This is a genomic window from Aeromonas sp. 102P (assembly GCF_051920345.1).
GTDB classification, from domain to species: Bacteria; Pseudomonadota; Gammaproteobacteria; order Enterobacterales; family Aeromonadaceae; genus Aeromonas; species Aeromonas veronii.
In genome coordinates, this window is the sequence record NZ_JBQBCZ010000001.1 from 3,943,318 (window position 1) to 3,964,041 (window position 20,724).

At 58.0% G+C, this 20,724-nt stretch carries 18 protein-coding genes and 1 pseudogene; 6 read left to right on the forward strand and 13 right to left on the reverse strand.

Features of this window, described 5'->3' with window-relative positions; translation table 11 throughout:
- Positions 1 to 17 precede the first annotated feature (17 nt).
- A complete protein-coding gene (locus ACTG1K_RS18490; protein ID WP_440006292.1) occupies positions 18 to 1,769 on the forward strand; it encodes an amidohydrolase in 1,752 nt (583 codons plus the stop codon).
- 91 nt (positions 1,770 to 1,860) lie between these two features.
- On the opposite strand, the gene befA is transcribed toward ACTG1K_RS18490, so the two are convergent.
- From befA to ACTG1K_RS18505, 3 genes are all read right to left on the reverse strand, one after another.
- Positions 1,861 to 2,646: a beta cell expansion factor BefA gene (gene befA, locus ACTG1K_RS18495; protein ID WP_440006294.1), complete on the reverse strand. Its 786-nt coding sequence runs from the start codon at positions 2,644 to 2,646 to the stop codon at positions 1,861 to 1,863.
- Between the two features lie 213 nt (positions 2,647 to 2,859).
- Positions 2,860 to 4,299 carry a pyruvate kinase gene (gene pyk / locus ACTG1K_RS18500; protein WP_005362071.1) on the reverse strand — a complete coding sequence of 480 codons (1,440 nt, stop codon included), beginning with the start codon at positions 4,297 to 4,299 and terminating at the stop codon, positions 2,860 to 2,862.
- Between the two features lie 163 nt (positions 4,300 to 4,462).
- A complete protein-coding gene (locus ACTG1K_RS18505; RefSeq protein WP_005334759.1) occupies positions 4,463 to 5,317 on the reverse strand; it encodes a MurR/RpiR family transcriptional regulator in 855 nt (284 codons plus the stop codon).
- A gap of 347 nt (positions 5,318 to 5,664) precedes the next feature.
- Here ACTG1K_RS18505 and glk point away from each other — a divergent pair.
- Positions 5,665 to 6,636: pseudogene (glk, locus tag ACTG1K_RS18510) on the forward strand (glucokinase); the annotation flags it as partial.
- A gap of 205 nt (positions 6,637 to 6,841) precedes the next feature.
- On the opposite strand, the gene ACTG1K_RS18515 reads toward glk, so the two are convergent.
- Positions 6,842 to 7,342 (reverse strand): SRPBCC family protein, encoded by a 501-nt coding sequence (locus ACTG1K_RS18515; protein WP_139493492.1) that lies wholly within the window; start codon positions 7,340 to 7,342, stop codon positions 6,842 to 6,844.
- Positions 7,343 to 7,502: 160 nt separating this feature from the next.
- On the opposite strand from ACTG1K_RS18515, the gene ACTG1K_RS18520 reads away from it, so the two are divergent.
- Entirely contained in the window at positions 7,503 to 7,922 is a 420-nt protein-coding gene (locus ACTG1K_RS18520; protein ID WP_139493493.1) for a GNAT family N-acetyltransferase, read from the forward strand.
- On the opposite strand, the gene ACTG1K_RS18525 is transcribed toward ACTG1K_RS18520, so the two are convergent.
- The 5 genes from ACTG1K_RS18525 to ACTG1K_RS18545 all read right to left on the reverse strand — a co-directional run bounded on the left by ACTG1K_RS18525 (position 7,912) and on the right by ACTG1K_RS18545 (position 13,621).
- A complete protein-coding gene (locus ACTG1K_RS18525; RefSeq protein WP_005353702.1) occupies positions 7,912 to 8,430 on the reverse strand; it encodes a hypothetical protein in 519 nt (172 codons plus the stop codon). The two genes, ACTG1K_RS18520 and ACTG1K_RS18525, sit on opposite strands and share 11 nt — an antisense overlap.
- A 10-nt stretch (positions 8,431 to 8,440) precedes the next feature.
- Positions 8,441 to 9,232, reverse strand: coding sequence for a winged helix-turn-helix domain-containing protein (locus tag ACTG1K_RS18530; protein WP_158109533.1), 792 nt, complete (start codon positions 9,230 to 9,232; stop codon positions 8,441 to 8,443).
- Between the two features lie 276 nt (positions 9,233 to 9,508).
- Positions 9,509 to 11,035, reverse strand: coding sequence for a methyl-accepting chemotaxis protein (locus ACTG1K_RS18535; RefSeq protein ID WP_440006297.1), 1,527 nt, complete (start codon positions 11,033 to 11,035; stop codon positions 9,509 to 9,511).
- Between the two features lie 64 nt (positions 11,036 to 11,099).
- Positions 11,100 to 11,831, reverse strand: a complete 732-nt coding sequence (locus tag ACTG1K_RS18540; protein ID WP_440006299.1) for a substrate-binding periplasmic protein — start codon at positions 11,829 to 11,831, stop codon at positions 11,100 to 11,102.
- Positions 11,832 to 12,382: 551 nt separating this feature from the next.
- Complete coding sequence (locus ACTG1K_RS18545) at positions 12,383 to 13,621, reverse strand: uracil-xanthine permease family protein (RefSeq protein ID WP_440006301.1); 1,239 nt, start codon at positions 13,619 to 13,621, stop codon at positions 12,383 to 12,385.
- Between the two features lie 305 nt (positions 13,622 to 13,926).
- Here ACTG1K_RS18545 and ACTG1K_RS18550 point away from each other — a divergent pair, with 305 nt between their 5' ends.
- A complete protein-coding gene (locus ACTG1K_RS18550; RefSeq protein WP_440006303.1) occupies positions 13,927 to 15,255 on the forward strand; it encodes a hypothetical protein in 1,329 nt (442 codons plus the stop codon).
- A complete protein-coding gene (locus ACTG1K_RS18555) occupies positions 15,252 to 15,593 on the forward strand; it encodes an RT0821/Lpp0805 family surface protein (RefSeq protein ID WP_440006836.1) in 342 nt (113 codons plus the stop codon). The genes ACTG1K_RS18550 and ACTG1K_RS18555 overlap by 4 nt, the downstream gene beginning before the upstream one ends.
- An 87-nt stretch (positions 15,594 to 15,680) precedes the next feature.
- On the opposite strand, the gene ACTG1K_RS18560 is transcribed toward ACTG1K_RS18555, so the two are convergent.
- Positions 15,681 to 17,396, reverse strand: coding sequence for an NAD-dependent malic enzyme (locus ACTG1K_RS18560; protein WP_100653246.1), 1,716 nt, complete (start codon positions 17,394 to 17,396; stop codon positions 15,681 to 15,683).
- A gap of 274 nt (positions 17,397 to 17,670) precedes the next feature.
- Here ACTG1K_RS18560 and ACTG1K_RS18565 point away from each other — a divergent pair, with 274 nt between their 5' ends.
- Complete coding sequence (locus tag ACTG1K_RS18565; RefSeq protein ID WP_440006305.1) at positions 17,671 to 18,435, forward strand: substrate-binding periplasmic protein; 765 nt, start codon at positions 17,671 to 17,673, stop codon at positions 18,433 to 18,435.
- An 87-nt stretch (positions 18,436 to 18,522) separates the two neighbouring features.
- On the opposite strand, the gene ACTG1K_RS18570 is transcribed toward ACTG1K_RS18565, so the two are convergent.
- From ACTG1K_RS18570 to fdh3B, 3 genes are all read right to left on the reverse strand, one after another.
- The gene (locus tag ACTG1K_RS18570; protein ID WP_013723543.1) at positions 18,523 to 18,933 is read right to left on the reverse strand and encodes a hypothetical protein; all 411 of its coding nucleotides are present in this window, start codon (positions 18,931 to 18,933) and stop codon (positions 18,523 to 18,525) included.
- A gap of 159 nt (positions 18,934 to 19,092) precedes the next feature.
- The gene (locus tag ACTG1K_RS18575; RefSeq protein ID WP_005353740.1) at positions 19,093 to 20,064 is read right to left on the reverse strand and encodes a formate dehydrogenase subunit gamma; all 972 of its coding nucleotides are present in this window, start codon (positions 20,062 to 20,064) and stop codon (positions 19,093 to 19,095) included.
- Positions 20,061 to 20,720 carry a formate dehydrogenase FDH3 subunit beta gene (gene fdh3B, locus ACTG1K_RS18580; protein ID WP_005353752.1) on the reverse strand — a complete coding sequence of 220 codons (660 nt, stop codon included), beginning with the start codon at positions 20,718 to 20,720 and terminating at the stop codon, positions 20,061 to 20,063. The genes ACTG1K_RS18575 and fdh3B overlap by 4 nt, the downstream gene beginning before the upstream one ends.
- Between the last annotated feature and the right edge of the window lie 4 nt (positions 20,721 to 20,724).

The following is a 20,724-nucleotide window of genomic DNA, read 5'->3' on the forward strand; positions in this document are numbered from 1 at the left end:
GCGACGGAGTCATGCCCATGAATATCAAAACGCTGTTTCTCGCCAGCCTGCTGGTGACGCTTCCCGCTGCCGCCAATGCCCAGTCACAGAGCCAGACGCTGATCTTTGGCGGCACCATCTACAGTGGTGATCCGGCGAACCCTCACCCGGAAGCGGTCGGCATTGAAGGTAAAAAGATAGTGGCAGTCGGCAGCTATCAGGAGGTCAGCGCCCGCCTCGGCAACCATGCCAAGCGTCTTGATCTGAAAGGAAAGTACCTGATGCCAGGGCTAATCGACAGCCATGTTCATGCGGCATTTGCCGGTTTTCAGGGGATGACAGTTAACTTTCCCGATGCCATGAATGAGGTTGAGCAGGTGCAACACTTTCTGACCCGTAGCAAGGATGATCCCCGCCTGACACTGGGCGATGTAGAGCTATACAGCAATGTCTCCCTCGACTACTGGCATCAGCTTCCCCTGCTCGATCAGGTGTTCAATGGCCCGCAATACCGGCAAATACCCGTAGTACTGGCCGGTTCGGATGCCCACACCGGTTGGGCCAATCAGGCCATGCTGCGCAAGGCTGGCATTGATGCCGACACCCTTGACGGTCGTTATGCTCCGCTGAAAGGCAATTTTGGCCTCACCCCATCCGGCAAGCTCAATGGCTTTGCCTCGGAAGGCGGCTGGGATGCCATCCTCAAGGCGCTGCCCCCCGTCAGCGACGAGACGATTGCCAGTGCTATCATGACTGCCGCCAAACAACTCAATCAGGTGGGCATTACCGCCTGGATGGACCCTATCAGCAACATTCGTCCCCTCGCCCCCATCTTCAACGCCGAGCCGGATCGCCGAGATACCGGCCTGCTGCAGGCGTACAGCATGCTCTCCCGGGAAGGCAAGCTGACCGGACATGTATCCGCACTGGCACTGGTGGGGATACATGCATCACCCGCCATCATTGATGACGTATTGGCGCTGCAACAACAGTTTCAAGATGCCCCGGACGTTAAACTGGTGGGGATCAAGATCCTGCAAGATGGTGTCATCGAGTATCCATCCCAGACCGCCAAGTTGAGCGAGCCCTACCTCAACCGTCCCGGTTACAGCGGCAAGGACGATTTGGACAAGAAGAGTTTCAACGAGCTGATCCGCACCGCGGATGCCCATCAACTTATCGTTCACTTTCATGCCATCGGCGATCGGGCCGTCCGTGAATCCCTCGATGCCATCGCCTATGCACGGGCCCACAATCAGGATCACCGCTTGCTGCACAGCATCACCCATCTGGAGGTGGTGAGCCCGGCCAGCATTGCCCGTTTCAAACCGCTCAATGTGGCCGCATCGATGCAACTGTTGTGGGCCGGTAAAAACGTGGCGACCACCATGCTGCTTGAAGGAAAAGTGCCCCCGGCACTGCTAGCCCGCCTCTATCCGGCAGGCAGCTTGCTGCAAAGCGGCGCCATTATCGCCGGTGCCAGTGACTGGCCGGTCTCCAGCCCCAACCCTTTCCTCGCCATGTATACCGCGATCACTCGTCAAGGGGAGCTTGGCTTGCTGCCCCCCGCCAGCGAGCAGATCAGCCGTCAGGCCATCTTGCAGGCCTATACCCTCAACGCTGCCAAGGTAATTGGACGGGAGAAGGAGATTGGCTCCATCAGCGCGGGCAAGAGTGCTGACCTGATCTTGCTGGATCGCAATCTGGAACAGGTTGCAAGCGAAGAGATCAAGGAGACCAAGGTGCTCTGGACCATGTTCAAGGGCAAGCAGGTCTATTCAGCCCACTGACACCGAGAGAACAAACAGGCCCGCACTGCGGGCCTGTTGGCAAGATCACGACAAGCGCATGGCGTGCAATGAGCAACCGATCACGACAGGATTAGCGGCTCGTTTCAGTCAAGTCCTTGTCAATCCAGTATTTAGAGCCGGAGATATTGGCATCGAGCAGCAAACCCTTCTCGCCAATCTGGTAGATGGCCATGCCGCCATTATATTTGGCGGTCAACTCAGCGCTCTCCTTGCCGGCCACCACGCCCACTTCGGAAGTGGCCTCCCAACCCTGGGTCACGAAGGCATCGAATCTGGCCTTGTCTTCAAACAGGATCACCTGCTGATAGAACTTGCCACCAATCCCGGCCGCCAGACCCGCACCAAACATCTTCATATAGGTGTGCTTGCCGGTTTTGCGATTGACCGCCACCCCGGCCCCCTGATTGGTATGCAGCATCAGGGAGAACTTGCGCGAATCGAACACCGCATAGCCATAAGCCTTGTCAAACAACAACTTGGCTGATGGCTGCTCGTTGAACAACCGGATCAGCGCAGTGTCGGCCATGGTATTGAGCGCGACCCTAGCCTCTTTCGCCGTCTTGGGGTTGAGCATCTCGTTGAGCTCCTTGTCGGCCGCCTTAAGCCACTCCTTACCGGTCGCGATGCTCTTGTCGGTCCAGACCCCGGCGGTATTGAACGCCTCTTCACCCCATGCAGAGATGGAAGCCCAGCTCTTTTTGGAAAAATCGCTGACATCCTGCCACACCTCCTTGCTGGTCTCGCTCACTGCCGCACCCAGATCGGACGCTGCGGCCTTGAACTTGGCCCAGTCGGCATAACAGGGTGAGAAGGCCAGACTCAGTGACAGGGCCAGCAACCAGTTACGCTTGTTCATTTTTTCACTCCCGTATTGTCGAGTGTCTGGGTTACCTGGGGCGATCACCTACAACAGGCTACCCGCTGAAAATCACTCCCGCATTATCGGAAGGGGAATCCGGTTAAGCAATCATTGAGTCCTGTTTATACCGCAACAGCCCGACAGCAGTTAACAAAAAGGCTGCTCATCAAAGAGGAGCAGCCTTGTTAAGCACAGCAAAACCGGACGGGCTTATTCGACCATCATCACCTTGCAGGTGTTGGTACTGCCCACGGTTTCCATCTTGTCACCGTGAGTCAGCAGCACCATGTCACCGCTCTGCAACAGCCCCTTCTCCTTGAGCACGGCCAGCGCGTCGCGGCACACTTCGTAGACCGGTTTGGTCTCGTCACCGTCAAACATCACCGGAGTGACTCCACGATAGAGATTGGTCCAGGCCAGGGTCTTGTTGTGAGGGGACATAGCAAAGATCGGCAGACCGGAGCTGATACGGGACATCAGCAGCGGCGTGGTGCCGGACTCGGTCAGTGCCACGATCGCCTTCACCCCTTCCAGGTGGTTGGCCGCATACATGGTGGACATGGCTACAGCTTCTTCAACGGAAGTGAAGGTGTAGCTCATGCGGTGGTTGGAGACGTTCAGGCTCGGGTGCTTCTCGGCACCGACACAGACGCTCGCCATGGAGGTCACGGTCTCGATGGGGAACTGACCGGCAGCAGTCTCGGCGGAGAGCATCACCGCATCGGTACCATCCAGCACGGCGTTGGCCACGTCCATGACCTCTGCACGAGTCGGCAGCGGCGCATTGATCATCGATTCCATCATCTGGGTCGCGGTGATCACCACACGGTTGAGACGACGGGAGTGGCGGATCAGCTTCTTCTGTACGCCAACCAGCTCGGGGTCACCGATCTCGACACCCAGATCGCCACGGGCAACCATGACGGCGTCGGAGCCGAGGATAATGTCTTCCATCGCTTCGTCAGTGGCGACAGTTTCGGCGCGCTCAACCTTGGCCACGATCTTGGCATTGGAGCCGGCTTCGCGGGCCAGCTCGCGGGCATAACGCAGGTCATCGCCACAACGGGGGAAGGAGACCGCCAGATAGTCCACGTTCATACGGGCAGCAGTCTTGATGTCTTCTTTGTCTTTCTCGGTCAGGGCCGGAGCGGAGAGACCGCCCCCTTTCTTGTTGATGCCCTTGTTGTTGGAGAGCGGCCCGGCCACGGTCACCGTGGTGTGAATGCGGGTGCCTTCAACCTGCTCGACCTTCAGTTGTACACGGCCATCATCCAGCAGCAGGATGTCGCCCTGTACCACATCGTCTGGCAGGCTCTTGTAGTCGATACCGACCTGCTCCTGACAACCTTCACCCTTGCCGAGCGCCGCGTCAAGAATGAACTTGTCACCGATGGCCAGATAAATTTTGCCATCCTTGAAAGTGGAAACACGGATTTTCGGGCCTTGCAGATCACCCATGATGGCGACGTGACGACCGAGCTTGGCAGCAATGTCACGCACCTGATTGGCGCGCAGGATATGGTCTTCAGCAGTGCCGTGAGAGAAGTTCATCCGCACCATGTCGGCCCCGGCGCGGATGATCCCTTCAAGGATCCCTTCGCGGTCGGTAGCCGGACCGAGTGTGGTTACAATCTTTGTACGTCTAGGCATGAAAGACTCCAATATGAAGTTGATATGACTTGAGATTCTGCCCCATCAAGCCCATGGCTCGATGCACCCGTTTGCAAACCATCTGGGTGGTTTTTGTTATTAAATTACAATACTACACCAAGGCGGGTGGCATAGACAGTCGGGGGCCGGAGCCCCCGACGGTTCAGGAAGAGTGCGGGGTTTCGAAGCGGGATTCGCGCAATCCCTCTTTTACTTTCTTCAGATTTTCGCGAAATTTCATCCCCCGGCGCAGAGTAAAACCGGTCGCCAGCACATCCACCAGCGCCAGTTGGGCGATGCGGGATGCCATCGGCATATAGACATCGGTATCTTCCGGCACATCCATGGAGAGCACCAGGTTGCACTCGCGGGCCAGCGGGGAGTCCTTGGCGGTCATGCCGATCACGGTGGCGTCGTTCTCGCGGGCCAGCGCGGCGATCTCGACCAACGCCTTGGTGCGGCCGGTGTGGGAGATCAGCACCACCACATCCCCTTCGCTGCTGTTGATGCAGCTCATGCGCATCATGACGATATCGTCAAAGCTCACTACCGGAATGTTGAAACGAAAGAATTTGTTCTGGGCATCGCGGGCAACGGCGGAGGAGGCACCAAGGCCGAAGAAGCTGATCTTCTTGGACTGGGTCAGGATATCGACGCAGCGGTTGATGGCAGAGATATCCAGGCTGTTTTTGGCGGCATCCAGACAGGCCATAGTGGATTCGAAGATCTTGGCGGTATAGGTATCCGGCCCATCTTCCGCTTCCACATGACGATTTACGTAAGGGGTGCCATTGGCCAGGCTCTGGGCCAGATGGAGTTTGAAATCAGGAAAGCCCTTGGTATCGAGACGGCGGCAAAAGCGGTTGACGGTCGGTTCACTGACGTCGGCCATCTTGGCCAGAGCGGCGATGCTGGAGTGGATGGCGGTCTGGGGAGACGCCAGGATCACCTCGGCAACCTTGCGTTCTGATTTACTGAAACTTTCCAAGTTGTTCGTAATTTTATCAAGGGTATTCATCATCACCACCAGGCGTTTTTGTAATTTAGCTTCAGTGTCTTTGCACTCAATCTACGGCTAAGCAAGTTTCCATTCAAGCTAAGGACTATACAAGACAAGCGGTTATGGCAACTAACGCCTGCCATACAAAGTATGACTCATCTCTAATTATTTCGTACTTTTCGTTACAAAACGTCACCTAGCCATGAAAGCGCTTACAAATGTTGCAAAGCAACAACACTGTGAGCAGGCGCACGTTTGTATCGATCCGGCGGGTGAGCAAGCCTGAGCTCGGATAGAATGGGCCGTCATAATCCAACAATAATCTCGGGACACCAGAGTCGTCCCCATCCTGTAACGAAGGAGTTGTTATGCAGCATACCCATGCGCTGGTCGGCGATGTCGGCGGCACCAATGCGCGTCTGGCCCTGTGTGAGCTGGCCACCGGTACTATCTCTCAGGCAAAGACCTACTCAGGTCTGGCCCATCCCAGCCTTGAAGCCGTGGTACGCCTCTATCTGGAGGAACACAAGGTTCAGGTGGCTGAAGCCTGCATTGCCATCGCCTGCCCCATCAACGGTGACTGGGTTGCCATGACCAACCACAGCTGGGAGTTCTCCATCAGCGAGATGCAGAGCAATCTCGGGCTGGCACGCCTGCAAGTGATCAACGACTTTACCGCCGTCTCGATGGCGGTGCCGGTATTGGCTGAATCGGATCGCATCCAGCTTGGCGGCGCCGCGCCGGTAGCGGGCAAGCCCATCGCCATCTATGGTGCGGGCACCGGCCTTGGGGTCGCCCATCTGGTCAAGGCGGGTGAGCAGTGGCTGAGCCTGCCGGGTGAAGGTGGTCATGTGGATTTTGCTGCCAACACCGAAGAGGAAGATGCGGTGCTGCAAGTAATGCGAGGCGAATTGGGCCATGTCTCGGCAGAGCGTTTCCTCTCCGGCCCGGGTCTGGTCAATCTCTATCGCGGGCTGGTGAAATCCGATGGCCGTGAGCCCGAACCGTTTGCCCCCAAAGACATTACCGAGCGCGCACTGGCCGGGGAGTGCCTCGATTGCCGTCGCACCCTGAGCCTGTTCTGCGTGCTGATGGGCCGCTTTGCCGGCAATCTGGCCCTCAATATGGGTACCTTTGGCGGCGTCTATATCGCAGGTGGCATAGTGCCGCGCTTCCAGGAGTTCTTTACCGGTTCCGGTTTCCGGGTCGCCTTTGAAGACAAGGGGCGCTTCAAGTCCTACCTCAAGGAGATCCCGGTGTTTCTGATCACCCATGAAGGGCCGGGGCTGCTCGGTGCGGGCGCTTACTTGCGCCAGTCAATGGGGATCACTATCTGATTGAAGAGGGGAACGAAGCGGGATCATCCATGGTTCAGCCTCGATTCAGTGTGAATGGCATAAAGTAGCCGCACGTAACCAAGAGTGTTGTACTTCACAAGGAGTGGAAAGCGACTCTCATCCGCTGGATACGTTTGTCACCTGACAAGCCTGAACTGTTTCAACCGGCCTTTTGGCCGGTTTTTTTTATGTCTGATATCCGGGATTACTGGGCCAGCGCCTTCAACTGCGCCTTGTCTGGCGGATTGTTCCAGTCGATGGGACCGTGGGTAAAACGGTACTGCAACCGTGGCAGACTGGTCTCCAGCCACTCTTCCCGAAAATAGGCATAACCCTGATCCCAATCCGGATCATTGGCCCAACCGCTCTGGAAGAAGTAGAGGCGAGTGCCCTGCCCTTCCGGCACAAAGCGCAGGCAAACCTGGGTCTTTTGCTGGCGGATATGGGGCAGGCTGGGCGGGAAATTCCAGCTGAAACTGAGCAGGTCATAGGGCATGACGGCCATGACCCGGCACCCTTCGCTGCCACGTTCACCCAGCGGGGCATCAGGCCTGAAGTAGATCTCGAAAGGACCATTCGGTTCGGCCACCATCAAACATTCGGGAGCCAGAAAACTGCGCAGACCGCTTTCGGTAGTCCAGGCGTGCCAGACATCGTCTATGTGCGCCGGAACAAAAATGTTGCCTTCAATCAGTTTATTGTCCATAAATCAGCGATCCTCAAGCCATCCATACAAGGGACTCCGGCAGTATAGCCCCATGGCAAATACAATGGACAGTGCTTAATCACACCCTTGTCATTTGCATCAATTAACCTGCCTCTGTGCAGCGGCCTCAATGAACATTGGCTTGATCCGGGAGGACATCATGATCCGGCTCATGGAAGAACACGACATCCCCCAACTGGCCCGGCTGTTTTTAAAGAGCCGCCGCCACACCTTTCACTGGGTCGATCCCGCCCGTTTCCAACTCGAGGATTTCGAGGAACAGACCAAAGGTGAACAGGTGTGGGTAGCCGAACAGGGGGGCAATATCTGCGGCTTTATCGCCATCTGGCAGCCCGATCACTTCGTCCATCACCTCTATGTGTCAAGCGACTGGCACGGTCAGGGGATAGGACGCGCCCTGCTGGAGCGGGGCCTCGCTGATTCAACGCACGGCTCGCTCAAGGTTGCGACCCGCAACACGGCGGCAGTAGCCTTCTACCATCGGCTGGGCTGGCAAAACAGTGATGAGACAGGCCACTGCGAGGTCACCGGCCCCTGGTGCAAATTGCTTAGAAACTAGCGGGACGCCCGGCACCTGCACTTTGTGGTTGAACAGGCACCAGCGGTGCCGGGGGGAAGAACCAGCGGTAAAGATCGAACCAGCCATCTCGCTGAGCAATCACGACCTCATGCACCGGATCGCGCTGGAAGATCGCCACCTTGTTTTCAGTCAGTGGCACCCAGGCATAGTTGACCAGCGCATATTGCGACTGGATCAGGTTGTACTCATTGAGATAGGAGTCATCGTTACCCGATTCGTGCAGTTGGGTACGACTGTCGATGAGGTAAACAAGCTGGTTGAAAAAGGTCAGTTGAAAACCGGTCACCCGCCACTTCTCCCTGGTCGCCTCCTCCTCTTCGATCACGGTGATTTTGCCCCAGCGGCACACCCCGTGATAGTTGACTCCATTGGCTGACATTTTCAGGTCGTAATGACAGCCCAGACTGTTGATAAACATCCCGACCACAAACAGCAGCACGACAAGCAGTGGCAACAGCAGCAAGGTATTTTTCAGCGTTCGTTTCATCAGAGATCCCTTACAGCGTTTTTTCGAGCTCTTTATAGGAAAGCACGCGAACCTGGTGGCCGGAGACCAGCACCAGCGATGCCGGTTTGACTGGTGGCACGTCGCTCCGTGCCTCCATCTGGCAAACAACGCCGGTCGGCGAGTCGGTGCAGTGCACATGGAGCCACTCGAAATGGAGATAGCTGGCGACAAACGCCACCAGCACAACCAGTAGCAGATTGACGTATATCAGGCCCCTTGCCAGCATTGGCCGCCCGATACCGCTGAGAAAGGCAAGTTTGGCGCGCTCACCAAAAGAACGGGGAGCTGCAGGCTCTTTGATGACCTCGTGGTCGGAGCTTGGTGATGTCGACGGTGGCTGCGCAGCCGCTGCAGGCGTGGGCTCGCTCATCGGCTCGGGCAAGGGCTCACTCTCTGTTGGCAGTGCCTTGCCGTAATAGCTCTTCATCTTGCAGTTCAGATGCAGGGAGTACCCTTTTTTCGGGGTACTTCTGATATCCAGCGTCTGGGGGGATGAGGCGAAGTGGCGGCGAATATTGGCGATGGCCACGTTCAGTGAGTTGGGGCTGATGGGGCGACCCAACCAGCCGATTTCGAGCAACAGATCCTTGTCGCACACCTCGTCATGGTGATCGAGCAGATAGCTGAAAATGAGGCTCTCTGCCGATGACAAACGCACCACCCGGGCGCTTTGCAAGTTGTCCTTGTCGGCACAGAAGATCAGCTCTCGCCTTTTGACATCAAAGACATAATCACCGAAGTGATAGGCTGATATGTTATTGCCTGGCGCAACCCCCGTCATACCAACCACCTGTTATTTGCATTCATCATGAAGAAGATGGGATTCCACACCTGATAAAGCCAGATGGCGGCTCAGGACTTGCTGTAATTAAACGAAATTCTAAAGGGTCGAGATCAGCGGCACAATAGATGCAAGCAGGCATGAGCGGGGAAAATGAAAATATGCGTCCAGCGCTGCAGGACAAGGCCCCTTGCCCCTCACAACATCTCGCCGCGCCTCAAAATAATGGGAACCGGCCTGCCCCGCAGGATGACCCAACGGGGCGAAGTGAACTGACTAGACCCGAAACTGCTTGAGCAGGGTGTCGAGCTGGGCCGACAGCTGCCGCAGATCGCTGCTGGCTTCGGCAACCTGTGCCACTCTGGTCGCACTCTCGCTGTTGAGGGTCGCAATCCGGTTGACGCTATGGCTGACCGCCTCTGCCACCGAGTGTTGTTCTTCCGATGCCTGGGCGATATACATGTTCATCTCGCGGATCAGGCTGACCTGATTTTTAATCTTCTCCACCGATATCTGCACATCTGCCGCCTCGATTCCGGCGCGGGATGCCTTCTCCTGACTCTGTTGCATTCCGGCCCCGACATTCTGGGTCGCTTGCTGCAACCGTTTGATACTGGCACTGATCTCTTCCGTCGACTGGCGAGTACGGCCCGACAAGGTGCGTACCTCATCCGCCACCACCGCAAAACCGCGCCCCTGATCACCCGCCCGCGCCGCCTCGATGGCCGCGTTGAGGGCAAGCAAATTGGTCTGCTCGGCAATGCCGTTGATCACTTCGATGATGGTGCCAATGCTGCTGCTCTCGGTCGAAAGGGTGCGCATCAGGGTGGCGACCCGCTCCACCTCCCCCACCAGTTGATGGATAGCCTCATTGGCATGGCCCGCCAGATTGTAACCCTGCTCCACATAGAGGTTGGCCTCATCGGTAGCGCCAGAGGTTTTCACCGCATTGCCAGCCACTTCCTGCACAGCCTGACTCATTTCGGTAATGGCGGTGGCGACTTGATCCAGCTCGGATTGCTGGGCGTCACTGCCTACCCGGGTATCTGCCGAGAGGGAGTCACAGAGTTCGGCGGTTTGCAACACACCGGCAGAGAGCTCGTTGATCTCCGCCACCATCTCCTGCAACTTGGCAATAAAGTGGTTGATGTTGGTGGCCAGCGCGCCCATCTCATCCTGACGGCTGATCTTCAGACGCCGGGTCAGGTCCCCCTCTCCTTTGGCCAGATCAAACACCGCCTGATTCATCTGATGGAGCGGCCTGAGCACATTGCGATGAATCAGCACCATCAGCAACGCGATGATGCAGAGATCGAGCACTAGGATCTGCCAGACGGTGGTGATCAACTGCTGGCGCAGTTGGGCCTGAATGGCGGCATCACTGGTTTGCACCAGCAATCGGGCCACGGTGTTTTTCTGACCGCTGTCGTCATAGACCAGATCATATCCCCCGTAGGCAGACACATCGGCAGGCATGGCTGTCACGGGGGCAATGTCCCCCGCCGAATCACGGGCAAACCCGGCCACCAGCTTGTCCTTGTTGACCACCAGCAAAGCACTCAGAATATCGGCCGCCAGCTCGGACTTGAGCGATGCCTCGATGAAAGCCGATTCATAATTCCACAGCGGGCCGGGCAGGGAGAGCTGCAGCCGGCCGATGGCCTGTTCGACCAGCGCACTCTGTTTGCTGTAGCTCTCCGCCCTGACCGCGTGGTAGTTGTAAGCGCCAAACAACACCAGTAGCAGACTCACCGACAGGGAGGTCAACACGGCAATCCTGAACGTCAGACTTTTCCAATCCATGGTTTCCTCCCGGTTTTACGGCAGCCGGCGCAGTGCCATTGAGCGGCACTTGCTATTGGTACTGTTACTGGTACTTGGCATTGATCTTGTCGATGGTGCCATCCGCCTTCATGGCAGCGAGGATCTCGTTAAGCTTGGTGATGAGCTCATCGGGCGTATCCTTGTTAAACGCCAAGCTCATCTGGGTTTCCTTGAACACGAAGACCGGCTTGGGTGAGGCCACCTTCTCCTTGCTGGCCAGATAGGGCGCCAGATACTGGCCGGTTGCCCAAAGATCGATGCGGCCGGCCTCCAGTTTCTTCACGTTGGCGGTATCGTTGGCCGCAAGCTGCAACTTGGCAAATCCCTGGGCCTTGAGATATTCGGCGGCCGCATCACCGTTATAGCCACCCACCGAATACTGCTTGGCATCTTCCAGCGACTTGACCGTGATATTGGCGGTCGAACTGGAGAAAAACACCCAGTTGTTATTGACCAGCGGCCCTACCCACTTGAACAGTGCTTCCCGTTCCGGAGTGCGGGTCGTGGAGTAGAGGGCGGTATTGGGAGTACCGAGGGTATCTTCGTACGCCCGTTTCCAGGGCATCAGGGTCAGCTTGTATTCGACCCCGGCACGCTTGAACAGCTCTTCGACCACCTCGGTCGACAGCCCGACAATCTTGCCCCCCTCCCCCTGCATGTTGAATGGCGGGTAATCCTCGGTCATCACGTTCAGTGGCGCAGCCTGAACCGCGCTTATCGCCATCATGGAAGAGACTGAAAAAATTGCACTTTTCCACCGCAGTTGATAGTTCATTGCAACCTCGCTTTGCTTGCCATTCATCCCTGAACATCCGCCGTTACCGATGGCGGTGCACGTCTGACCCACTGGGGTCATGCCGGCTTTCACGGCTCGCCGCCCACCCATGTGCAGCAGCAAACAGATCCGGATTTTGCCTGTGCGTAACGAAACGCAACCGGCGAGGGAGGCTCACAACAAATCGAGGTGGAAACATGCCAGGGCAGCATGAGGGGAGTACGGAGTGGGGCGGATAAGCCTCTGCCATACAACAGCGCCGTGGCAAAGAAAAAGCGCATCGTTTTACGACAGGGGTCTGGGAGAGAAATGATAGAAAACGCCAACATCCATTTTCCCATACTGCTCGAGGAGACCTCAGAGCCAAACCTGTCCTTTAGCTAAGGTCACGAAAAGAGATACGTCAAATGAGAATGCTAACCCCCTCATCTGCTTCCAAATTAGATTCCAGATGAGCTCCGTCGAGCCACAAAGTGGCGCTAGATACCCGAAAAACAGAAGGCCACCGCAAGGTGGCCTTCTCCAAATCAACGATAAACGTCTGGTGGAACTCAATCCTTGGCCGCGTCCATCACACCCTCTTCGGAGTGCGCAGGCAGGATCAGGTTGAGCAGGATGGCAGCAACAGAGGCCAGGCCAACGCCGGCCAGCGCGAAGTCGCCAATCTTCATCTCCAGCGCACCGACACCGACGGTCAGAGTCACAGCGACGATGGCGATATTGCGTGACAGTCCCAGATCCACCTTGGATTCCACCAGCGTCTTGAGACCGATGGCGGCGATGGATCCGAACAGCAGCAGCATGATACCGCCCATCACCGGCATGGGGATTGAGGTGAGCAGCGCATTGAACTTGCCAAAGAAGGCCAGAATGATGGCAAACACCGCAGCCCAGGTCATGGTGACCGGATTGAAGTTGCGGGTGATCATCACAGCACCGGTCACTTCGGCGTAGGTGGTCACAGGGGGGCCACCGATGAAACCGGCGAAGCAGACGCCGATGCCGTCACCGGCCAGCGTACGGTGCAAACCCGGCTCCTTGGTGTAATCCTTGCCAGTCACGCCACCAATCGCCAACACGCCACCAATATGCTCGATACAGGGGGCGATGGCTACCGGCAACATGAACAACGCAGCAGCCCAGTTGATCTCCGGGGTTTCGAAGTGGGGCAGCGCCAGCCAGGGGGCGTTCACCATGCCATCGAAACTCACCTGGCCCATGAACACCGCCGAGACATAACCGGCAATCACGCCGCACAGGATGGGGATCAGCTTGATCCACCCCTTGCAGAACACAGCTGCAATCAGGGTGACCGCCAGCGAGATACTAGCCAGCGTCAGCGCAGTACCCGCTGGTACTACCTGCTCACTACCGGCACGGCCCATCGCCATGTTGCAGGCAACCTGCGCCACAGAAAGACCGATGACCATGATCACCGGGCCAATCACCACCGGGGGCAGCAATTTGTGCACAAAGCCCATCCCTTTTGCCCGGATCAGCGCAGCCAGAATGAAATACATGAAACCGGCGGCAAACAGGCCAAACATGGTGGATGGCAATCCCCAGGTCTGGGTGGCGTAGATGATGGGGGCGATGAAGGCAAAGCTGGAACCGAGGAAAATCGGGACCTGGCGGCGGGTGCAGAGCTGGAACAACAGGGTGCCCACACCGGCGCCAAGCAGGGCCATGGAGGGGTTCAGTCCGGTGAGCAGGGGCACCAGAACCATGGCGCCGAAGGCGACAAACAGGATTTGCAGCCCGGCGACACTTTGCTTGACTAAGGAAAACATGGATGTCCTTAATTTTTTGATAACTGATGGGGATATTTATCACTTTTCAGTCATCACAAGACTTTTTCAAGGCACAAAATGAACACAAATGCGTCACCTGTTACCTTTTACTGCTTGGGAAGGGCATGAAACTGGCTTTTTAGGCGGGATTCGTTGCTACAAGCATCGAGTATGCGATTTTACGCATTATTGTGACGAACGCCAATCGTTTTTCCATCATGTTTATTGTGTTCATGGTCAAAAATACCACCGCCAGGGGGCGCTCTATAATGGATCCTGTGAATCAAGATGGACAAGGAGTCCCCATGTCACAGCCCCCATTCAAGGCCAGCCAGCGCAGATTGCTTATTGGCTCGGCCATCGCACTCGCCCTGTTTGCAAACCCGTTCAGTTATGATTTCGCCCACAATGAGTGGCAAATGAATCAGGCCTATGCCAAGTCCTGCTTTATCGCCGGCACTCGCATCACGATGGCCGATGGCTCCACCCGCCCTATAGAGACGCTGCGGGTCGGTGAACGGGTGCTGGATCAGCACGGCGGCAGTAACCGGATCCTGGCGATCGAACGGGTCATACTAGGCAAGCGCAGACTCTACGGGATCAATGATCTGCCCCCGTTCTTTACCGCAGAGCACCCTCTGCTGACCACGCGGGGCTGGGCGGCCATCTCACCGGCCATGACCCGAACCGAAAACCCGCAACTGGCGATGCTGCCGCTATTTACCGGCATGCAGATAATGTGTCGCCCGGCACCTGTTATGGTGACGGGCAATCTGGCCCTGCAACCCCAGCCGGAATTACTGCTGGTTGAGTCACTCTGCTGGATCGAGGCATCTCCCACTACCGCACTCTTCAATCTGCTGCTCGATGGCAGCCACAGCTACATCGCCAATGAGCTGATCGTTCACAACAAAGATGGCGGTGGTGGCGACAGCGGTGGAGGCAGCAACAGTAGCGGAGGCAGCAACAGCGGCGGAGGCAGCAACAGCGGCGGTGGCAGCAACAGCGGCGGTGGCAGCAACAGCGGCGGTGGCAGCAACAGCGGCGGTGGCAGCAACAGCGGCGGTGGCAGCAACAGCGGCGGTGGCAGCAACAGCGATGGGGGCAGCGATGACAGTGGCGGCCAAGGCGAGCATGCCGGCGGAGAGCAGCATGGTGGAGGTGAACGGCATGCTGGTGGAGAAAAACATGCAGGGGGAGAACGCCATGGGGGTGGCCGCGGGTTTGGCAATGGCGTTGATGACAACGGCGTGGATGCCGTCGATGCCAACGGCAACAAGCTCAGAGGTGATGGCACCATCGATGACAACGGTGTGGATGCCGTCGATGCCAACGGCAACAAGCTCAGAGGTGATGGCACGGTCGATGACAACGGTGTGGATGCCGTCGATGCCAACGGCAACAAACTCAGGGGCGATGGCACGGTTGATGACAACGGTGTGGATGCCGTCGATGCCAACGGCAACAAACTAAGAGGTGATGGCACGGTCGATGACAACGGTGTGGATGCCGTCGATGCCAACGGCAACAAACTAAGAGGTGATGGCACGGTCGATGATCGCCAGCAAGTGCTTACCGATGAGCAGGAGCGGGCGCTGCTCAACAACGGTTTTCGCCAACAGGGGCAACCATAATGCGATATCTGTTACTACTCCTCCTGCTCGGCCTCACTGGCTGCGCCACGGTCGACACCCCGCCGCTTTACCATCAGATGGATAAGGCAGATGTTCAACTGGCCAATCAGGCCCTTGCCAAGGCGCTGGAAACCCGCACCAAAGGGCAGAGCCTCACCTGGTTCAATCCAGCCAACCGTCGCTCGGGTAGCGTCACCCCGCTACGCACCTTCCGCCATAACAGCGGGGAGTGGTGTCGCGACTATCGCGAGCAACTCTATATCGGCAAGGCCAGCCAGCAGTGGCAGGATACCGCCTGTCGCAATCAGGAAGGGCGCTGGCGGCCATTGCGAACTTAGTGAATGCCACGGGGTAAACGAAAGGGGGTAGCAGCGCTACCCCCTTGTCATCTTTACCGATCCGTTATCCGGGCGGTGAATACGCGGTTATACCCGACGATAGGGCAGGTAAACCGGCTCCCACATGTGGTTGAGGATATGCTGCTGCAGATCCTGACCGATCAGCGGGTGGGAGGGATCCCGACGCACGATATCCTTGAGCACGGCGGTGGCCACATGCACCGAGATGCTGCGCAGCTCGCGAATGCGGGGATAAACGGCCCCTTTAGCCAGGTCCACCTCACTCACGCACTCGGCCAGCGCAAAAGCGGCGGTAGTGAAGACATCGGGTGTGATCTCGCGGATCTGGCTGACGATGGCCGCCAGACCCACTCCAGGGAAGATAAAGACGTTGTTGCCCTGCCCGACCCGGAACTCCTGCCCCTCGTAGCTCACATCCTTGAACGGGCTGCCAGTCGCGACAATGGCTTTGCCCTTGCTCCAGCGGTAGATATCTTCCGGCAGCGCTTCACAGTTGGCGGTCGGGTTGGAGAGCGGGAATACCATGGGGCGCTCGCAATGTTTCAGCATCAGCTGGATGTGCTCTTCCTGGAAGGCCCCGCCCGAACCGCTGGTACCCAGTAGCACGGTAATGGGCACATGACGCAGCACATCGGCCAGATTGGCCTTGCCGGGCACCTCGGTATCCCAGCCCGCCAGCAGCAACCCCGGCTTGGCGTAGCGACGCTTGTACTCGTCGAGCCCGTCCCGGTTGTCGCACACCAGCCCCTGGGTATCCAGAATATAGATGCGATCGCGGGCCGCCTGCGGATCCATCCCCTCGCGGATCATTCCCGCGCAGATCTGATCCGCGACGCCAACCCCGCCGGCGCCAGCGCCGTAGACCAGATAGTTCTGCTGGCCCAGGGTCTCCCCCTTGACCTTGACCGCGCCTATGATACCGGCCAGCACCACGGCACCGGTGCCCTGAATATCATCGTTGAATGACGGCAGTGCCTGCTGGTAGCGGGCCAGATTGTTGAAAGCATTGGATTTGCTGAAGTCTTCCCACTGCAGCACGGCATTGGGGAAGTGGCGCTTGACCCCCTGCACGAACTTGTCGATGAACTCTTCATACTCCTTGCCGCGAATGCGCTTGTGGGGGCGGCCCAGATACATGGGATCATCGAGCAGTTTCTGATTGTCGGTGCCCACATCCAGCGCGATGGGCATACAGCAGGCGGGGTGAATACCGGCACCCAGGGTATAGAGCGCCAGCTTGCCGATGGGGATGCCCATGCCGCCGACCCCCTGGTCGCCGATCCCCAGAATGCCCTGGCTGTCGGTGACGACTATGATGCGGATCGATTTGGCATCGAAGTGACGGGCCTGACTGCCCATGTCATCCACGTTGTCCGGGGTGATGTAGAGGCCGCGCGGCTTCTGAAAGCGGTGGCTGAACTCCTGACACGCCTTGCCCACGGTCGGGGTATAGATGTAGGGAGTCATCTCCTCCACATGGCGTGACAACAGGGCATAAAACAGGGTTTCGTTGCGATCCTGCAGGGCACGCAGGTTCTGGTACTTCTCGATATCGCTGCAAGCGCTCTTGAACCCCTCATACACTCGCTCGAGCTGGGCTTCAAAAGTTTGCACCTGAGGCGGCAGCAAACCATCGAGATCAAAATCGGCCCGCTCCTGTTCGGTGAAGGCCGTGCCCTTGTTGAGGTATCGATTGTTAAGCAGATCAGTGCCGGTCAGTGCAACGGGGCGAAAATCCTGTCCCTGTGCATCTTTCCACAGCAGATATTGTCCGGTAGCCATAGTCATTCTCTTTGATTTACGTGAAATTGCCGTTCGGCAGGAGAGCAAGACTCATAATGAAATCAATCATATGACGTTTACTCGATCGGTTTTGTGAGCTTGGGCATACCCTGCGGCCAAAATAGGCGCCCGGCGACCCCGACGAGACAAATATCCACGGCAAGGAATGAGACTCATGTTAGCATTGCGGACAACCCAGCCCCTTTCACCGCATCACAGCCGGGAGTGACCTGATGCCCTCGCCTCTGCCAGCCTGCGCCCCCTTCTTCCTGCCATGCGCCTGATCCTGCTGCTTGCTCTGTGGCTGTTTCTGACCAGCCAGTCGGCTCTCGCCGCACCGGGCCGGGTGCTCAACATCATCGTGGGTGAATGGCCCCCTTTCGTCTCCGAGCAGTCAAAACAGCACGGTCCAGTGGCCCACCTTATCAGCGATCTGTTCAAGGAGGCGGGCTATCAGGTGAAGTTCCACTTCGCCCCCTGGGGTCGGGTCTATTCGCTGGCGGCCAACAGCCAGCTCTACGACGCCACCGCCGTCTGGATGCACAAACCGGAGCGGGAGCAGGATTTTCTGTTCAGCGAAGCGGTGCTGCAGGAGCAGTTTGTCTTCTTCTCCCTCAAATCACGGCGGCTGCAGGCCGAGCGCCTTGAGCAGATCATCGGCATGCGGTTGGGGGGCGATATCGCCTACAGCTACGGACCCGAGCTGGACAAGATGGTGGCCGACGGCAAGGTGAGCCAGCAGCGGGTTACCGACGTGAAGCAGAATTTCGGCAAGCTGCTGCGCGGGCGGATCGACCTCTATCCGCAAGAGCTGCGAGTCGGTCTGGCCGAGTTGCAGAGCCAGCTCGACCCTGCCAGCGCGGCACTCATCACCCACAGTCAGACCCCTTTTCTGCGCAACGACAGCTTCGTGATGTTCCCGCGCAAGATGCCGGATTCAGCCAAACTGCGGGATCAGTTCAATCAGCAGTTGCAGCAGGCCATCGCCAGCGGACGTTATCAGGGCTACTTCGAACGGCTGGCCCGGGGGGGCTATTAACCTTGGCGAGGCAAAAACAGAGGGGATAAAACAACGGTGGCGGCCCTTTGTGGCCGCCACCTCTGTGATGCTTGTCAGCTGCTGGCATTAGCCGCTGATGCCCACCTCCAGCTTGAACGGCGTCTTGGCCTTGCTGCTCTCGGCCGCCCCCATCTGGTAGACCCGAATGGTATAAGTGCCCTTGGCGGGCAGGGTTGCCTCAAAGTTGTTCCCTTCCGTAGAGCCGATAAACATCGCCTCCCCCTTGCTGCCCGGCGGCAGAATATTGAAGTAGGGCTTGCCGGTCAGGATCACCACCATGCTCTGGCCCTTGTTGGCCGTCAGCTTGTAATCGAGGGTCTGGCTACCCTGAATGGTGCCGTTGATGGTTGCCCCTGACTCCCCCTTCTTGAACTGCACCTGCTGGGTCTTGATCCCGTCAGCCGCCTGCGCCACGCCCGCAATACCACCGAAGAGCGCAGATGCACATACCGCTGCCAGCCATGCTTTTCTCATCATTTGTCATCCCTTGTGTGAATGGAACCCCTGTTACTGTTGCTCAAGGTGGCCCAAAAAACCATCGCCGTTTGCGGCATCGTTCAATCAATTTGCCATCACGATCGACCCGCCATCAAAAGGGGCGCCGCAGCGCCCCTTCTCTTTACTCTTTGTCGACCATCAGCTTGATTTACCCGCCTTGGGCTCATCGAGGGTGTGCTTCACCTCCTCATACCAGAGGTCGTGGTGCTCCTTGGCCCAGGTCTCGTCCACCTCGCCGGTCACCATCCCCTCCAGCGCCCCTTCCAGCTGGAACAGGCCCATGTAGATATGGAAGATAAAACCGCAGATAAGGATCAAGGCGCCTACGATATGGATGAAGCTGGCCCACTCCATCTGACGGCGCAGCTGGCCGAAGATGGGGAAGTCGAGGAACAGCCCGGTCGCCACCACAATGCCGCCAAACCAGATCAGCAGCCAGAAGATCGCCTTCTCGCCGCCGTTGGAGAAGCCCGCCGAGGGGTGACTCCCCTTGTGCTTGCCGAGCATGCCGCCAAACTTCATGAACCACTGCACATCCACCATGTTGACGATGTTATGGCGGAACCACTTGATGAGCACCCCCATCAGGCAGAGGAAGAAGAGCGGCCCCACGTAGTTGTGGAACACCTTGGCAAACCAGATCCAGTTCTCCCACACCCCGAGGCTCACCACCGGCTTGATGAAGTACTTGCCGTAGATGATGGCCAGCCCCGACCCGGAGAGGGTCAGAAACATGGCCGCCGTGGTCCAGTGCAGCGCCCGATCCAGCCGGCTCCAGCGCTTGAGCTTGCGCCCGGTGCGCGGTTTCGAGAGCTTGGTCTGCCCCACCACCAGGTACATCAGGCCGCACATGGCCAAGGAGCCGAAGATGGCGATGGCGCCGAGCGGCGACACCCACTTGGTCTTCACCTCGAACCAGAGTTGGCCCGGCACCGAGATAAGTACCCCGTGCTCCGGCGAGCGGGAGGTGGTCACCCCCTCCTGCCCATCCTTCACCGCCCGCCAGTAATCGGCGCCGGCAAAGCCGACCGCCTCTTTCTGCGCATCAGCGAAGCCGGGCGCGCTGAACAGCAGCAAGGCCGTCAGCAGCGCTGTCAGCCAGTGTCTCATTGGCCATCCTCCTGCTTGCCAAGCTTGAGCCCCTTGCCTCTGCCATCGTGAGGTTTGCTGGCGTCGCGATAGAGCGCCTGTTCATCAGCCCCCCAAGCTGCGTGAGGAGCACCACGATAGGCAACCCGCTCGCGGAAGATGTCGGAGATCACCTGCGCATCCCCCGCCAGCAGCGCCTTGGTGGAGCAGAGCTCGGCACACATGGGCAGCTTGCCCTCGGCGATGCGGTTGGCACCGTACTTCTGGCGCTCCGCTTCGCTGTGATCCTCTTCCGGGCCACCGGCGCAGAAGGTGCACTTGTCCATCTTGCCCCGATCGCCAAAGGCGGCGGTCTTCGGGAACTGGGGCGCCCCGAACGGGCAGGCAAACAGGCAGTAGCCGCAACCGATGCAGAGATCCTTGTTGTGCAGCACTATGCCGTCGTCGGTGTGATAGAAGCAGTCGGCCGGGCAGACCGCCATGCAGGGGGCGTCGGTGCAATGCATGCAGGCGACCGAGATGGAGGTTTCACCTGGCAGGCCGTCGTTGAGGGTTACCACCCGGCGGCGCTGGATGCCCCACTCGAGGGCATCGTCGTTCTCGTTCTTGCACGCCGTCACACAGCCGTTGCACTCGATGCAGCGCTTGGTGTCACACATGAATTTCATTCTGGCCATGGGA

Coding starts and splice junctions, on each gene's coding strand:
- ACTG1K_RS18490 (WP_440006292.1), top strand. CDS start 18: ATGAATATCAAAACGCTGTTTCTCGCCAGCCTGCTGGTGACGCTTCCC.
- befA (WP_440006294.1), bottom strand. CDS start 2,646: ATGAACAAGCGTAACTGGTTGCTGGCCCTGTCACTGAGTCTGGCCTTC.
- pyk (WP_005362071.1), bottom strand. CDS start 4,299: ATGCCTAGACGTACAAAGATTGTAACCACACTCGGTCCGGCTACCGAC.
- ACTG1K_RS18505 (WP_005334759.1), bottom strand. CDS start 5,317: ATGAATACCCTTGATAAAATTACGAACAACTTGGAAAGTTTCAGTAAA.
- ACTG1K_RS18515 (WP_139493492.1), bottom strand. CDS start 7,342: ATGGACAATAAACTGATTGAAGGCAACATTTTTGTTCCGGCGCACATA.
- ACTG1K_RS18520 (WP_139493493.1), top strand. CDS start 7,503: ATGATCCGGCTCATGGAAGAACACGACATCCCCCAACTGGCCCGGCTG.
- ACTG1K_RS18525 (WP_005353702.1), bottom strand. CDS start 8,430: ATGAAACGAACGCTGAAAAATACCTTGCTGCTGTTGCCACTGCTTGTC.
- ACTG1K_RS18530 (WP_158109533.1), bottom strand. CDS start 9,232: ATGACGGGGGTTGCGCCAGGCAATAACATATCAGCCTATCACTTCGGT.
- ACTG1K_RS18535 (WP_440006297.1), bottom strand. CDS start 11,035: ATGGATTGGAAAAGTCTGACGTTCAGGATTGCCGTGTTGACCTCCCTG.
- ACTG1K_RS18540 (WP_440006299.1), bottom strand. CDS start 11,831: ATGAACTATCAACTGCGGTGGAAAAGTGCAATTTTTTCAGTCTCTTCC.
- ACTG1K_RS18545 (WP_440006301.1), bottom strand. CDS start 13,621: ATGTTTTCCTTAGTCAAGCAAAGTGTCGCCGGGCTGCAAATCCTGTTT.
- ACTG1K_RS18550 (WP_440006303.1), top strand. CDS start 13,927: ATGTCACAGCCCCCATTCAAGGCCAGCCAGCGCAGATTGCTTATTGGC.
- ACTG1K_RS18560 (WP_100653246.1), bottom strand. CDS start 17,396: ATGGCTACCGGACAATATCTGCTGTGGAAAGATGCACAGGGACAGGAT.
- ACTG1K_RS18565 (WP_440006305.1), top strand. CDS start 17,671: ATGCGCCTGATCCTGCTGCTTGCTCTGTGGCTGTTTCTGACCAGCCAG.
- ACTG1K_RS18570 (WP_013723543.1), bottom strand. CDS start 18,933: ATGATGAGAAAAGCATGGCTGGCAGCGGTATGTGCATCTGCGCTCTTC.
- ACTG1K_RS18575 (WP_005353740.1), bottom strand. CDS start 20,064: ATGAGACACTGGCTGACAGCGCTGCTGACGGCCTTGCTGCTGTTCAGC.
- fdh3B (WP_005353752.1), bottom strand. CDS start 20,720: ATGGCCAGAATGAAATTCATGTGTGACACCAAGCGCTGCATCGAGTGC.